We start from the raw sequence: 15,195 nt of genomic DNA, 5'->3' as shown, positions 1-15,195 counted from the left end.
ATCGTAATTTGATTATATTCCTTTATACTGTATCTACCTAGCTACATCTTCAATAGCTTTGAGTATAAATTAATAAATAAAAAGGGGATGACATGAAGCAACGAAAAATAATAACGGGGTTAATGCTAGCCACTTTATCTTCTGCAACGCTACACGCTGCACCAGTAGATTTATCAAAACAAATAGCTAATCAATGGAATGTAGGGTTAGGCTTTGGTCTATTTAATCCTGATGATGACCGCACTTTTGCACAACCAGATGTTGGATTTGAAAGCGGAAATCTATGGCAGCTTTCAACGGGGTATCGTTACTCTCAGCCTTGGGAAGTGCGCTTTTCAATTCAAGACATGGAGTTAGATGTTAAAGGCACTGACAACGCTCAAGATGCCGGAATGTATGGCATTGATGCATTACGATTTTTAAATAACGGCCCTCTCTATTTAGTTGGTGGCCTACATCATATAGATGTTGATTACGCAACAAGAAATGTAAGCGACACGGCGGCAAAACTTGGTGCGGGAATGCGCGCAAAATTAAATGATCATTTTTCATATCAATTAGAAGCGGGTCTACTAAAAGAAATTGGTGGCGGCAGTAGTGATGTGCAGCTAGTTGCCAGCGTACTTTATCACTTTGGTGGTAACGCTAAAAAACCAATCATAAGGCCAACTAAGCCTGATCACCGTAACGAAATAGTAAAGAAAGCGGATTCGGATCGCGATGGTGTGTTAGACGAAAACGATAAGTGTCCAGACACTCCGTGGGGCGAAACAGTAAACTCATTTGGTTGTAAATTAAGAGGCGCTGCTAATCAGCCGTTAGATACAGATAGAGACGGCGTGGCAGATCAGGACGATCAATGTCCAGACACACCGAAAACTGAGTTAGTAGATGGTAAAGGCTGTACGGTTTATCAAGATGTACCAGTACGTTTTAAAGTAAAAGTATTATTTGAAACTGAAAGTGATGTAGTACGTCCGCAATTTCGAGATGAAGTTGCAGAAGTTGCAGCATTTATGAAGAAATTTCCTGAAGAAAAAGTGGAAATTGAAGGGCATGCATCAGCCCCTGGAAAAGAAGACTATAACCAAAATCTATCTGAACGCCGTGCCAAGAACGTAGCACAAATTTTGATTGAAGATTATCAAATTGATGCTTCGCGAGTAACATGGAAAGGGTATGGCGAAACGCAACTGCTTAAAGAGGGTAATACAGAAGCAGCGCACCGTGCTAATCGCCGGATTGAAGCACGCATGACGGCAACCAAGCGCGAAAAAGTACTTAGACCTAATAAATAATTTAGGTTATTAAACGCACCTGCTACAACCTTACCTTAAAGAGCTAAATACGAGTATTTAGCTCTTTTTATAACGTCATTTTATTAATAGTTAATTGTTAAAAAATCATAAAAGTGACAGTGCTGTATTGATTGCACAGGATTAACCACACTCCTAATAAATTTTAGGTTATCGCACTAGAGCATCTATCTACTACTCGCTTTATTTAGTATGTTTTATCTGCTATATCATTTTAAAAAGTGGGTACTATCTAATAACTTCTCAGTAAATGTAGTAAATACACTTTTTATAACCTTTCACTGTCAAACGTTTTATGTACGCCAAATATGCTTGGCTAGCGTGGTAAAGCCCGAGCTGTGCTATTAATGCGCTTTACCGTGACGACCTTTAAGGAAATATTTAATTGAATATTAGTATCCGTAGAGAACAGCAAAATGATGTTCAACACATCCATGAGCTTATTATTGCTGCGTTTCTTGAAGCGCCACACACCTAACATACGGAGCAGTTCATTGTAAAGGCGCTTCGTGAATCAGGTGCGTTATCCATTTCTCTAGTGGCCGAAGACGAGGGCAATATCCTTGGTCATGTGGCGCTTTCGCCCGTTACTATTTCAGATGGCGCTGATAGCTGGTATGGCTTGGGGCCAATCTCAGTTCTTCCTTGTGATCAGAATAAAGGTATTGGCTCAAAGCTGATGAATGCAGCTATTCAAGAGTTAAATAACATTAACGCCAGCGGTTGTGTATTGCTTGGCGATTCTCACTACTACCGTCGTTTTGGTTTCAATCCTAGAGAGAGTTTGGTGCTTCCCGATGTGCCACCAGAATACTTTCAAGCTTTGTTAATTCAAGGGAGCTGGCCTCGAGGTATAGTTACTTACCATGAATCTTTTTCTGCAAAAGGTTAGCAAGTGAACATGCGGGCTTGGTAAAGTTTGAGGTGTTAACCGTAAAGGAATGCCCAGGCGCTATTTTTGTTTCTAATTAATGGGATTTAGTTGTATTTCTTATGTAGCCATGCCCGCTATAACAATTCAGTTCAATCAAGGCAGTTTATTCAAGGTAGTTTATTCAAGAAGGGACACTCAAGCAGAAAAACTTACCGTTGGTTTTGCTCCCGCATTGCGATTAATTATATGACCTAGCTGCATAGTGTTTCTCTTAAGAATGAAAGCCAGCGTAGGCTTTCACTCCAATGTTACACTTGCAATGCTCAGCAACACCATGAATACTAAAAATAAGTTTGGCTAAATTGATACCGCTAACGGAGATAGGCCATTTCAGTTGTTATACCATTAAATACAGACAGGAGAGCTAAGTTTTGAAAAACATAAGAATAGGAATTTTAATACTATGTTTTCTAGCATCTTCGGAGTTGTTTGCAAAAGAGGCAATATCGAACTCAGTTAAACCAGCTAAGACAGACACTCAAATAGTAGAACAGATTGTAGATAACTATGTATCTAATGGCGCTTTTGAAGGGGTAATATTAGTGTCTAAGTCTGGTCGGAAAATATTTGAAAAAGCCTACGGCTTTGCAAACCGAGCAGAGCGTAAACCAATTACCAATAGTAGCGCTTTTCAACTTGCTTCGCTAAGTAAACCAATTACCGCCACAATGATTCTTATGCTTAAAGAGCAGGAAAAGTTATCGTTGAGTCATACCTTGGCAGATTATTTTCCAGAATTTAACAACACGACAGGCAAGCAAATAACCATACATCACTTACTTAGTCATACCTCTGGGATACCGAACCATTTTACCATTGACGGATGGTTTAATAGCGATTTTCACAGCTCAACGACAGAGCAACAGTTTATTGAAATCATTGCTAAGTTACCTATCACGTTTGAACCGGGAGCTGACTACCTTTACTCCAATCCAGGGTATTTTTTACTGGGGAAAATCATTGAAAAAGTGACGGGGGTTCCTTTTTCAGAAAATGTTCGCAAGAGTATTTTTGAACCTTTGAATATGACACATTCTGGCGTGGCAGTAGGCAGCCAGCAAAGTGCTGACGTAGTGAAGGCGTATCAATGGAGTGGTGATGGTGGCTATGAGGTACTTGCAGATAAAAATATGACATTGTTCGGTGCAGGTGCTGCGATTTTTAGTAATGCTGAAGATCTTTATCGTTTTGACATGGCGTTATATGGCAACAAACTAATAAACAAAGAAAGTAAAAAGCAGTTATTCAATCCCGAATCGCCTTATAGTTGGCGAGTGGGTGTTGTGCCAATTAATCAATCTATTCAGGCTAACGTCCACATGTATGACGGTAAAATAGATGGCTACAGTTCCATGATGATGCGATTTATTGACGCAAAGCACAGCATTATCTTATTGAGCAATACTGGCATGAGCTATTCACTTAAACAACAGTTAATGTTGGATGTTGCCTCTGCTTTATTTAATCGGACTGTTCCAAACCGAAAACGAGATGTGTCACTGGCACTAACGAACAGCATCAACTCGGGAAATTTCGAAAAAGTATTGAGGGAGTTAAAAACAGACAACTATGATTTAGATGAGCAGAAAATGACGGCAATAGCTTATGAGTTACTATGGTCTGGTCTTGCTGATAAATCACTACACTTGTTTGCCTTTATTAGTGATAGGTTTAACGAATCAACTACAGCAAAGAGCAATCTTACGCGTGCATGTGATCATAGATTAACAAAAAGTGTTAAAGACAAAGCTACAATTTGTAGTGCGGTGCAATAACATTGCATACAACGGAAATGGATAAGCCATTAAATGTAGTAGTACTTTGCATGCTTTGTTATGGCTTTTCATGTAACAACTAAATCATTAAATTCGGTGGTGTTGGTATTCAGTAATATAATCCAACATTCGTTATTAACCTTCAGTGGCGTGCTGCTTTGTAGAGTCGTGCCCTAGATGCGTTTTTCTAAAGCATAAGTGGGATGTTAGGTGAATGCCTAGTTTGAGTGGTATCAATGAAAAAATTATTATTAATTGCAGGCTGTTTTATTCAAAGTATTTGTTTTGCAAATACCTTATACATCAATGAAATACCTGACTTTACGCAAACCAATATAATTGGAGGGCATAGTGGCAATGGCCAGCAATACTGTGCACCTGTATCTGTTTCAAATTCGCTCGTATGGTTAAAGGGTGCTAAAGATAAACAGGAAGCTTTAATTCATAAGCTAGCATCTAAAGCTTATATGAATACAAGTTTGAAAAATGGAACTGGCACATCAGGTGTTTTGAAGGGAGTAGCCAAAATATCAAATGAGTTGTTTGGTGGATATAAAAAACTGGAATATGAGGGTTGGCGTAAACACCCTAAAAAATATTCTCTTGGGATAAAGCAACCCAACATAGATAAAATCCAATCATTTATTACAAATAAGTCAGCTGCTTGGATAAATGTAGGTTGGTATAAATATAACGGAAAAAGAAATGAGTATATGCGAATTGGCGGTCATTGGGTGAGTTTAGTAGGCTCAACAAGTGAACAGCTAATTTTACATGATCCAGCGCCGAGAGCAGGTAGTACATTTTCAAATGAGTATGTAAGTTATTCAAAAATAAGTAATGGGCTATTAACAGGCAAAAAACATGGATTACCTGTATCTGCCAAAGGTTTTATCAAGCTAAATAATGGTATGCACAAAAAACAAAGTGCCGATGCTGCTATAATTGACGGTGTTATATATTTTTCTATATAACTAATTTAACTATGCACTATAGTGTGAGCATAAAACAGCTAGTTTGTATTTGTACGTAGCAAATATTTTAAATAATTCTTAAACGCTAAATTTTACAATTGAACTATGAATAATTGGGTTTTAAGTGCAGGTAAAACATCTGAATTAAAAGCGTTGATTGAAAGTCTAAATGATGATCAACGAAAGCTAGTGCTTTTTAAGTTCATTAGTGGCTGTCAAGAAAAGTATCAGTACGAAATTTTAGAGGAAGTGTTTTCTTATTTAGAAATATTACTTGTTGAAGGTGATGATAGCCTCGTTGATGACGAACCTCGGATAAAAGAATTGATTCATATTGGTATGTATGAGTATTTTCTGAGTTTAAACTATATCTCCGAAGCGTTAAATATTGTTATGAATGAACAGTCGCTCAAAACAGAAGTATTTTTACAGGCAACCAACTGTGTTTTGGAGGCCTATTCCTGTGCTGAAAGTTCGGAAGCTTTTCTTGAGCGTGAAATTAGCTTTTTGATTGAGCTACTTAGTGCAGATAAAACCTAAATATACCTTCCCTAATCAAATAACCATAACAATGCTTTTAGCTACTTTTAAGTGGTTAAGCTGTTTGAGTAACCAACAAGGTGGTGTATTTTTCATATATCTATACGGTCGCTTTGTTTTGATTAAGGAATTTCTCTTTCTTACCGCAACTATGAGTGCACCGCATATTAATGATGGTTAGCTTAACTAAGTTATTGTTTATTTTTTATAAAGGTGATAAAAACAACGCTGTTTTACTTTCTGTTTTGAGTCGTAGTATCACTACTAAATGGAAGCATATTAATTCTCTCATTAAAAGGAATAGAGAAAATGAAACTAACAGGGGCTTTGTTAATACTGGCTAGCGCGATACTTCCTTATCAAGGAAATGCAGCAAATGATGTGTATGGTACGGTTAGTCAGATAATCACTAGATCGGGTGATAACGGTGATACGTCTATTTACTTCAGAATGGATGTAATGAAAGATAATTCAAGTTTTGAAAACTGTGTGATTGATGAAGACAGTTTAATTTGGCATTTGGATTTAGACTCTCCAGTTGTTAAATATCAATACGAGCTGATTGAGAAGTCTTACTCAAATAAGCTGCCATTACGCATTGTTGGCCATGATAACGTGTGTAATAAAGGGCGAGTGTATTCAGATAAGGTATTTGAATTAAGTCCTTGGTCTTGGGATTCATATTCTAAACAAGATGCGCAGTAAGTTGAAAACGTAACGATACAAGCTTTAATTCAATAAGCTTTAATCTCTTAGTAGCAGAGCTTTAGTGTTTTGCTACTAACATGTTCCATTAAGCAGCTTAGGATTGTGCGCTAAAGAATGCGATGCAGTCGGCTAGTCCTTTTTTCTGAGCTTCCGTTAAATCTAAAAACATAAATCCAGCTAGGGTTTTATTGTCATCTGTTTCATTTTGCCATGCAGCACGGGCTTTGATTTGTAGTGCTTGTTGTTTTCGGTATTCTTGCAAATTATTGCTAGGCGGTTTAATACCAATGATTACTTCAGCATTTTCTGGCACATGTCCTTGCACTAGAATACGAATGCCAGAGTCGCTTAAGTCTTGGCTTAGCCCTTCGTACTTATTCCCATTAACCTCCACGGTAACAAGCTTATGGCTTTTTACGCGTTTGGCGCGGCGCTGATTGGTATCTTCAAAGTCTTTATCTTCGTCTTCTTCTTGATTAATAAACTTTAAACCCGCCATTTGATTTTTAAGATTTTCAGTCAGCTCGAATAAGGAATCGCTGATGCTTGCTGTATTGGCAACTTTAGCGCTATTTTCTTTTAGCGTGTTGAATAGTGAGGTATGCGATTGTTGCAAAGTGGCAAATGTGCTCATTTGGTCGTCGCACGCACCTGTTATTTGTTCATTAAGTGATGCGGTTTGGCTTACATCATGTTGCATGGTATTGATGATATCTTCTGTGTGATAAATTTGCGTGCGACTATTTGAAACTTGTTCAACTAGCGCGTTCATCGACTTTTCTGCGCCATCCACTTTGGTTGTGAGGCTAGATACGATGTCAGATACTTGCTCGGCTGACTGATGTGTGCGTATAGAAAGCTGCCTTACTTCGTCTGCCACTACAGCAAAACCTCTGCCTTGATCGCCGGCTCTTGCAGCCTCAATAGCGGCGTTTAGCGCGAGTAAGTTAGTTTGTTCGGCAATTTGTTTAATGGCACTTAATATTTCGTTAATGGTTGCGGTAGATTCAACAAGCTCATTGATTTGTCCTGATGTTAGCTGAATATTGCTGGAGATTTGATCCATTTGCGCAATACTTTGCGACAAACTTTCTTTGCCCTGTTGTGACTTATCCACGGTTTCTTTTGCTTTTTCTGCGGTTTGTTCGGCATAGCTTAATACGCTTTGTGCGCTTTCATGCAGTTGCGAGGTAGCGCTAATCACCTCATTAGATTTTGCTTGTTCCGATTGGCTAATATTTTCTATTTCGTGGGAGACTTCTGCAATTTGAAAGGCTGACTGACTCATGTGAATAGAGCTTTTTTCAACACTGGATAATATACGACTAAGCTGATTAAGCATTACATTGAAATGGCTTTCAAGCTCGCCAAACTCGTCTTTGGAATGCACTTTTACCCCTTGGGTGAGGTCGCCTGCTTCAACAGCTTTTAAGGACTCTATTAACTCGATAATTGGTTCGACAAATAACCGTGCGATAACGGCAATCACGATAAATTGGAGGGTAAATTGAATTAAGGCGTCGAACACAGCATATTGTACAAAGTGAGTGTATTGCTGTTCGAGCGTTTGGATGAATGCAGTTGGGAGGTTGGATTGTTTCGCTGTTGCAATCATTTGTTGCAACTCATTAGAGGCAATCCACCGATTGTATATTGTGGTGATCATGGCAATGGCCATAAACCCAATTTGCAGCTTCCATTTTAGACTTAGTGCACTAAAAAAATGCTTCATAAACTCAGAGAGTCCTATCAAAAAAATTCGACGGCTTACTTTAAGTTATATGAATATGTCTAGATTGCAAACTTACATCAATATATTTTTCAATCAATTAGATTGCGTAAACACACTTAAAAAGTTCAACGGGCGTTATACTCATCCCGATGAACTTTAAAAGCTATCCAGCGTTAGTGGTGGTGTCCACAACCGCCTTCACCGTGTACATGACCGTGCTGTAGTTCTTCAGCCGTTGCATCGCGTACATCGATAATTTCTACGTCAAATACTAAGTCAACGCCAGCTAGTGGGTGATTGCCATCAACCGTAATTTTATCGTCTTGCACGTCAACAACGATAACGGTTTGTTCGCCGTCGTCAGTAGTAGCTCTAAATTGCATGCCTACTTCGATTTCGTTTTCACCAAACATGTTTTTATCAACTGTTTGTACAAACCCGTCGTGGCGTTCGCCATACGCTTCTTTTGCATCAACATTAACGCTAAATGTGTCACCTGCTTTATGACCTTCTAACGCATTCTCTAAGCCTGGAATTAAAAACTGTTGCCCTTGGATGAAGGCTAGTGGCTCATGATCATGAGAACTGTCGATAACGTTTTCTTCTTTGTCCATTACCGAGTAGTGCATTGTGACGACTTTATCTTTACTAATGTTCATTCTTTTTCCTGTTAGTTAACCACGTCGTTATTCAGCAAGAGAATAAGGAAGAGGGATAAGTGAAAGTTGTGTTTCTGGTTGTTCTTTTAATCTAAATACGGTGCTTACTTCCACATCGTTGGGAAGCACAGCCAATAAATAAAGGTTATCAAGAAAACTGACTGCGTTTACAATGACGCCTGCGCGACGCCAGTTTTCACCCAATTGATACTCTATAGAGTCACCTGATACTGGCAAAATATCAGAACTTCCTTTAAGTATATAGGTTGCGCGTTTGTTTTTACCCAAAAACTTCATACGGGCTACCATTTCTTGCCCAATGTAGCACCCTTTGGTAAAGCTAATGGCGTTTAACGCTTGCTGGTTTAACGCTTGCGGAACGTATTCATTAATAAGTGGGGCAGTTAAGTGCGGTTCACCGTCCATAATACTTAAATACTGCCAATATTCCGGCGAGTATAAAAAAGATTGGTGCTCAGTCATGAACTCTTCAGCTTCTGCTTGCGCTAGTAGCAATATGAATCGCTCTTCAGATAGTTTAATCGCAGTTATATTGCTTTCGTTATTAGTCGCGCTATTTTGTGCCGATAGATCGATTTGCGTCGTCTGTTTTAGCCAATTACCTGCGTCTGTGCCTGAAATCCCAAAAATAGCAAAATGTGCCGTTGCATTTTCGATGGTTGATTTTGAAAAGACACCGAATTTTTTTAATTCTGGCAGGGTACTGGCGTGTTCGTCCTGATGCGAAAGTAGCAATACTTCCTCATTGCGCTGAAATAAATGAAAGGTAGACCACATTTTTCCTTTTGCGTCGCAATGCGCACCGCGAATGGCATTCTGTTCCGTTAACTCTGTTAAGTCGCAGGTAACTTGTCCTTGCAGGTATGATTTATTGTCTTCGCCAATTAAGCTTATTATGCCGTAGTCATTTAATGGCATTATCGCAAGCTGTTGTGCTTGGGTAAGATTGTCTTGAGTAATCGATTGAGTGGTTAAGCAATGAGTTGTTGGCTGTGAAGTAGACATAAACTTTATCGGTTTTTTAGTGAATTTAATTCAAGTGGGGACGATTTCAGAAACCTCAAGGTTCATGCTAGTATAGCTGCCATAAAACTTCTATCCAACCTTATGCTGCATACTAAATTTATTATTAGTGTGATAGCGGTACTTTTAGGTAGCAAAATTAATGAGCGAGTTAACGAATAAGTCACGATTAAAATGGGCATGCAGACGAGGTATGTTAGAGTTAGATGTACTGTTTATGCCATTTGTTGATGAAGCCTATGATGATTTATCTGAGCAAGATAAAGTAAAATTTCAAAACTTATTAGAGTGTGATGATCCTGACTTATTTGCATGGTTTATGGGCCATGGTAAAAGCGATAATGCGGAACACCAATATATGGTTTCGTTAATTCTTAAACGAGTGAAAGTGTAGAGTGTGCAGAAAGTGAAAGCGTGTTTAGTCGGAACATGCTTTCTTTTTCAATAACGCAATATAAAACATGGAACGTTTTACATTAATTCTTAAGCCTTCTAATTATCAGCGTTGGTTTACACGTATTTATTGTTATTTATGTGTACTAAGTTTGCTTACTTTAGGTGTTGTCTACAATATTTCGCTCATGCTGTGTATTACCCTTTGTATATTGATACTCGCTTTTTTAGAGTGCAAGGTGATTAATCAGACGAGTACAGTCAATAAAATTGCTCTATCACAAGATGGACAAATTAAGCTGATACGTGGTGATGATATAGAGATAGGGCAGTTAAACCGAAACTGTGTGGTGAGTGATGTATTTTGTTTATTGAGATATCAAAACGCAGATGCATTACATGAGCATTCAATAGCGCATGCAACAGGAAGCCGTTTTTCAACTATATATCATCACTTTTTAAGTTACTGGAAAAGACGTTTTGGGGTGATTATTTACACCCGCCACTGGTTGGTTTTCCAAGACTCGATAGACGAGCAGCACTACCGTAAACTGTGTCGACTAATTCTTTCTCGGCGCCATCAGCACAGTAAGTGACAATGCATGGGACTGATTATCTGCACTAGATTATCTGTACTGTGCTGATGAGGCTAAGATATTGATGGTTAATTAGTACTTAGCTTATTATTACTTAATTCATTAGCGGGGATCAGTACGGTAGGCTGACTGTTAGGCAATGTATTAGGGTAATCTAAGTTGTAATGTAAACCACGACTTTCTTTTCTTGCCATCGCGCAGCGAACAATCAACTCAGCCACTTGCACTAGGTTTCTGAGTTCCAGCAAGTTATTACTGACATGGAAGTGGCTATAATATTCTTCAATTTCTTGAGTTAGTAGCTCGATACGGCGATAAGCGCGTTCTAACCGTTTTGTTGTTCTTACAATGCCAACATAGTCCCACATAAACATTCTTAGTTCGTGCCAGTTATGGGTGATAACAACTTCTTCATCTGAATTGGTCACTTGGCTTTCATCCCATGCAGGAATAGATACATTGGCGGTATGAGACGTTAGGTGCTGTGTAATATGTTCAGCTGCTGAGCGTGCATATACCACACATTCAAGCAATGAGTTACTGGCCATACGGTTAGCACCGTGTAGTCCAGTGTAAGCAACTTCGCCAATGGCATATAAGTTATCGATGTCGGTTTTACCGTGGTTGTCGGTCATCACACCGCCACAGGTATAATGAGCAGCGGGTACAACGGGAATTGCTTCTTTTGTGATATCTATTCCTACACTCAAGCATTTAGCATAAATAGTTGGAAAGTGCTCAATTATAAAGTCTTTTGGTTTGTGACTAATGTCTAAATACACGCACTGCACGCCTAACCGTTTCATCTCATAATCGATTGCTCGAGCAACAATGTCTCGCGGTGCTAATTCAGCGCGTTCGTCAAACTCACTCATAAAGCGCGTGCCATCAGGGCGCTTTAAAAAAGCGCCTTCACCTCGCATTGCCTCGGTGATCAAAAAGTTGGGGGCATCGGGATGATAAAGTGATGTTGGGTGAAATTGGTTAAATTCCATATTTGCTACACGGCAACCTGCACGCCACGCCATAGCAATGCCGTCACCGCTGGCCACGTCTGGATTGCTGGTGTATAAGTACACTTTACTTGCGCCACCTGTCGCTAAAGCCACACTTTTGGCTCGTATTACTTCAACCATTTCTCGGTTGCGGTTCCATACATAGGCGCCATGTACTTTATTTCCGTTAGGAATAGCGGCATTTGCATCTATCGTTTTGAGTTTTTTAGAGGTGATTAGATCAATAGCATTATAACGTTCGAACAACGTGATATTAGGGTGTTTTTTAACTTGTTCTACTAGTGATGTTTGTACTGCTTTACCTGTTGCATCGGCAGCATGCAAAATACGACGATGGCTATGGCCACCTTCGCGAGTAAGGTGGTACTTTTTATTGCCTTTTTTATCTTCAAATTGGTCGAATGGTACACCTTGTTCAATAAGCCATTCCATCGACGACTTCGCTTGTTTGGCAGTAAACGTGACCGCTGCGTTATCACATAATCCTGCACCTGCCTGCAATGTGTCTTTAACATGTGACTCGATGCTATCGTTTTCATCAAAAACCGCAGCAATACCACCTTGGGCGTACAATGTTGACCCTTCTTTTAACGGGCCTTTACTTAAAACCGCAACTTTTGCTTGCTCGGCAATCTGTAATGCAAGGGTTAAGCCTGCTGCACCGCTGCCTATTATTAATACATCACAAAAGTGTTCAATATGCTCATTCATCGATATAATCATTCGCAATTCAGGAAGATAAGTCTAAATAATAGCATTTTTTACTTTCTGATTTAGACTGTTAAAACACACTATTTTAATTAATTTGTATTTATTTTGTAATTTGTAAGAACTTTTTACAAATTTGCTAGTCTGAGATTGTACGCTTGCCCAATCCAGATTGAGCAAAAGAGAACACGGTTACTATCAGGTTTTTATTTTTCAGTATGTAGTAACGCATTTTTGTTAGGGTACTTTTCTTTTTTAATCTGGAAACAGAGTCACTATTCGAGAAGTATAACGGATATTTGGGAGTTCAGGCTCGAATGAGCGAGCAAGAAATTGATTTTGAAATTATAAAACGCGTCCAGCAGGGTGATAAAAACGCGTTTAATTTATTGGTTAGAAAATACCAACATAAAGTGGCGAGTTTAGTGTCACGTTATGTTTCTAGCCATGGAGATGTTGCAGATGTAGTGCAAGAAGCGTTTATTAAGGCATATAGAGCCTTACCCAACTTTCGTGGAGAAAGCGCTTTTTACACGTGGTTATATCGCATAGCGGTTAACAGCGCAAAAAATTATCTTGTTGCTCAAGGGCGGAAGCCGCCTTCAAGTGATATAGATGCAGACGAGGCTGAAGTTTATGATGGTGCAAGCGCGTTACGCGAAAACGCTTCACCAGAAAGTTTGGTTTTGACGGATGAAATTAAACGAGTGGTATTTTCCACCATTGAGTCTTTGCCTGATGATTTGCGCTCTGCGATTACGTTAAGGGAGATAGATGGATTAAGTTACGATGAAATTGCTGAAGTAGTAGGTTGCCCCGTAGGCACGGTTCGCTCTCGTATTTTTAGAGCGCGTGAAGCAATTGATAACAACATTAAGCCTCTAATAAGTAATTAGGTATTTAGTAAATAAAAGCAAACATAATGCAGATTAACTAAAAGCTTAATTAAGTAATTAGCAACAGTTTTACAAACATATATCAAGTATATGTAAATACGGTAGGAATTGAGTATGGTTATGAAACAACATGAATTAACTTCTGTTGTGATGGATAATGAAGCGACTGAACAGGAAATTAGCACTTTTCTTGATAGTCATTCTCCAGATAATTCGCATGCAGCTAATGAATTCAGTGAAGAAAAGCGCGCCACATGGGCTCGTTATCATTTAGCAAGTGATGTGTTACGCAAGGAAGTGGCTAGCAACATTGATCTGGGGCTGGCAGAACGCATTGAAGCTGCTTTAGAGTTTGAAGCTCCTCATCAGCCTGTAGCTACAGAAGTTGAAACGTCGCCTTCAAGAGTTACTCAGTGGGTTAACAAGATTAAGCAAAAAGCAGGTGGAGCAAGCCTAAGTGGTTTACTAAGCATTCCTGCTTTTCGTTATAGTTCACAGCTAGCGATTGCTGCAACAGTAGCAATGGTTTCTGTTATTGGTGTTCAACAATATTCTGATAATGGCGTTGATGATACAAGCCCGTTACCGGTGTTTGTGACAAAGCCGTTAGATGGTTTTGCTTCTCCTGTTAGTTTATCGACTACGTCGAACCAACAGCGCAACACAATATCGGCTGATCAACAGCGTATCAATGCATTAATATTAGATCACCAACGTCAAATTCGATTAAAGCCAGTGTCAACTTCGGTTGAAGACGCATCGAGCAATCAAAGCCAAGACGATGACAGTCTTCGTAACGGGGATAACCAAGTAAATAACTAATGAGAAGTTTAGTAGTATTGTTCATCTTGTTGCTATCTTGTCCAAGCATCGGGCAGGATAGCATTGACGCCACTCACCAGCCTCCTTCTTCCTCTAGTGTGATCACTATTAACGATGCCAGCCAATCTGCATCGGAGCCTGTTACCGCGGAACAACTTTTGCAAAAATTGAATTATGCTTTGCACAATTTAAATTTTGATGCCTCATTTATTGTTATTTTTAACAAAAAAGGTGAGCCTTATCGTTGGTTGCATGGTATTCATCAAGGGGTAGAGCTAGAGCACTTAAGTTTATTAAATGGTGCGGGGCAAGATATTGTTAGGCGTGATAAGGTGGTTACTTACTTTGATCCTCAACAGCCTCCTTACTCAATCAATTCTGGTGTTATTCGCGGTCCTATTCCAGAAATTTTATTTACGGATATTAGCAATTTAAAACAACACTATAGTTTTGTTTTAGCAGGCAAAAAACGTATTGCTGGAAGAGAAGCGCAATTAATCCGAATTATTGCTAACGATAAACATCTATATAACTTTAAATTGTGGTTAGACGTACGTTCAGGCATGTTACTCAAAGCCGCTTATGTGAATGATAGTGGTGAAGAATTAGAGCAAATTCAGCTTACCCATATTACAGTAACTGAGCAACCACACCCTGAACTTATCAAGTTAAGTGCCGCAACTTTGCCTGAGGTGATCACTCCACCTGTTTCAGCTACAAGCCAACAGGCGTCAACATCGCTAGATGTTGATGTGGTGAAAAATAGCGAGATTAAGATTAACAATTGGCGTTTTGGTTGGCTACCTTCAGGGTTTAAAGTGATTAAGTCAGATAAGCACCAGCTTTCACTCACCCGGGAAGCATCAGATTATTATATGTTTAGCGATGGACTGATAGATTTTTCAGTGTTTATACAGCGCCCCTTGTCAGGATCGTCAAATTCAGTATTAACTAAAGGTGCAATCACGCTATATAATCATCGAAACCAAGTATATGATGTGTCTGTAGTTGGTCGTATTCCTGCCAAAACTGCTCAGTTGATTGCCCAGTCAGTTTCACACAAATAAACGATACTCATTTAA

15 protein-coding genes are annotated in these 15,195 nt (G+C 39.2%); 11 read left to right on the top strand and 4 right to left on the bottom strand.

All coding sequences use genetic code 11. The features are described 5' to 3' along the window. Positions 1-92 precede the first annotated feature (92 nt). The 6 genes from HUU81_RS14230 to HUU81_RS14205 all read left to right on the top strand — a co-directional run bounded on the left by HUU81_RS14230 (position 93) and on the right by HUU81_RS14205 (position 6,244). Positions 93-1,298 (top strand): OmpA family protein, encoded by a 1,206-nt coding sequence (locus tag HUU81_RS14230; RefSeq protein WP_199609590.1) that lies wholly within the window; start codon positions 93-95, stop codon positions 1,296-1,298. A 511-nt stretch (positions 1,299-1,809) separates the two neighbouring features. After that, positions 1,810-2,208 carry an N-acetyltransferase gene (locus HUU81_RS14225; RefSeq protein ID WP_325071801.1) on the top strand — a complete coding sequence of 133 codons (399 nt, stop codon included), beginning with the start codon at positions 1,810-1,812 and terminating at the stop codon, positions 2,206-2,208. A 413-nt stretch (positions 2,209-2,621) separates the two neighbouring features. Beyond that, a complete protein-coding gene (locus tag HUU81_RS14220) occupies positions 2,622-4,025 on the top strand; it encodes a serine hydrolase domain-containing protein (protein ID WP_199609589.1) in 1,404 nt (467 codons plus the stop codon). Positions 4,026-4,261: 236 nt separating this feature from the next. Beyond that, positions 4,262-4,999, top strand: a complete 738-nt coding sequence (locus tag HUU81_RS14215; RefSeq protein ID WP_199609588.1) for a hypothetical protein — start codon at positions 4,262-4,264, stop codon at positions 4,997-4,999. Between the two features lie 105 nt (positions 5,000-5,104). After that, positions 5,105-5,539: a hypothetical protein gene (locus HUU81_RS14210; RefSeq protein ID WP_199609587.1), complete on the top strand. Its 435-nt coding sequence runs from the start codon at positions 5,105-5,107 to the stop codon at positions 5,537-5,539. A gap of 309 nt (positions 5,540-5,848) precedes the next feature. Further along, a complete protein-coding gene (locus HUU81_RS14205) occupies positions 5,849-6,244 on the top strand; it encodes a hypothetical protein (protein WP_199609586.1) in 396 nt (131 codons plus the stop codon). 97 nt (positions 6,245-6,341) lie between these two features. Here HUU81_RS14205 and HUU81_RS14200 read toward each other — a convergent pair whose 3' ends face one another. The 3 genes from HUU81_RS14200 to ygfZ form a co-directional block, all read right to left on the bottom strand. Further along, the gene (locus tag HUU81_RS14200) at positions 6,342-7,979 is read right to left on the bottom strand and encodes a methyl-accepting chemotaxis protein (protein WP_199609585.1); all 1,638 of its coding nucleotides are present in this window, start codon (positions 7,977-7,979) and stop codon (positions 6,342-6,344) included. Between the two features lie 173 nt (positions 7,980-8,152). Further along, positions 8,153-8,638: an FKBP-type peptidyl-prolyl cis-trans isomerase gene (locus HUU81_RS14195; RefSeq protein WP_199609584.1), complete on the bottom strand. Its 486-nt coding sequence runs from the start codon at positions 8,636-8,638 to the stop codon at positions 8,153-8,155. Between the two features lie 27 nt (positions 8,639-8,665). After that, positions 8,666-9,664 (bottom strand): tRNA-modifying protein YgfZ, encoded by a 999-nt coding sequence (ygfZ, locus tag HUU81_RS14190; protein WP_199609583.1) that lies wholly within the window; start codon positions 9,662-9,664, stop codon positions 8,666-8,668. A gap of 160 nt (positions 9,665-9,824) precedes the next feature. On the opposite strand from ygfZ, the gene HUU81_RS14185 reads away from it, so the two are divergent. Both HUU81_RS14185 and HUU81_RS14180 read left to right on the top strand, forming a co-directional pair. After that, positions 9,825-10,076, top strand: a complete 252-nt coding sequence (locus tag HUU81_RS14185; protein WP_199609582.1) for an FAD assembly factor SdhE — start codon at positions 9,825-9,827, stop codon at positions 10,074-10,076. Between the two features lie 67 nt (positions 10,077-10,143). Continuing rightward, a complete protein-coding gene (locus tag HUU81_RS14180; RefSeq protein ID WP_325071743.1) occupies positions 10,144-10,671 on the top strand; it encodes a protein YgfX in 528 nt (175 codons plus the stop codon). Positions 10,672-10,739: 68 nt separating this feature from the next. On the opposite strand, the gene nadB is transcribed toward HUU81_RS14180, so the two are convergent. Beyond that, positions 10,740-12,398 (bottom strand): L-aspartate oxidase, encoded by a 1,659-nt coding sequence (nadB, locus tag HUU81_RS14175; RefSeq protein ID WP_199609580.1) that lies wholly within the window; start codon positions 12,396-12,398, stop codon positions 10,740-10,742. 314 nt (positions 12,399-12,712) lie between these two features. Here nadB and rpoE point away from each other — a divergent pair, with 314 nt between their 5' ends. The 3 genes from rpoE (at position 12,713) to HUU81_RS14160 (ending at position 15,180) form a co-directional block, all read left to right on the top strand. Beyond that, positions 12,713-13,291: an RNA polymerase sigma factor RpoE gene (gene rpoE, locus HUU81_RS14170; RefSeq protein WP_199609579.1), complete on the top strand. Its 579-nt coding sequence runs from the start codon at positions 12,713-12,715 to the stop codon at positions 13,289-13,291. A gap of 114 nt (positions 13,292-13,405) precedes the next feature. Continuing rightward, the gene (locus HUU81_RS14165; protein WP_199609578.1) at positions 13,406-14,113 is read left to right on the top strand and encodes a sigma-E factor negative regulatory protein; all 708 of its coding nucleotides are present in this window, start codon (positions 13,406-13,408) and stop codon (positions 14,111-14,113) included. Continuing rightward, entirely contained in the window at positions 14,113-15,180 is a 1,068-nt protein-coding gene (locus HUU81_RS14160) for a MucB/RseB C-terminal domain-containing protein (protein ID WP_199609577.1), read from the top strand. Before HUU81_RS14165 ends, HUU81_RS14160 begins: the two co-directional genes overlap by 1 nt. The last annotated feature ends 15 nt before the right edge of the window (positions 15,181-15,195 follow it).

It is taken from the genome of Flocculibacter collagenilyticus, assembly GCF_016469335.1.
Classification (GTDB): Bacteria; Pseudomonadota; Gammaproteobacteria; order Enterobacterales; family Alteromonadaceae; genus Flocculibacter; species Flocculibacter collagenilyticus.
This window is presented reverse-complemented; position numbering and strand designations above follow the sequence as displayed.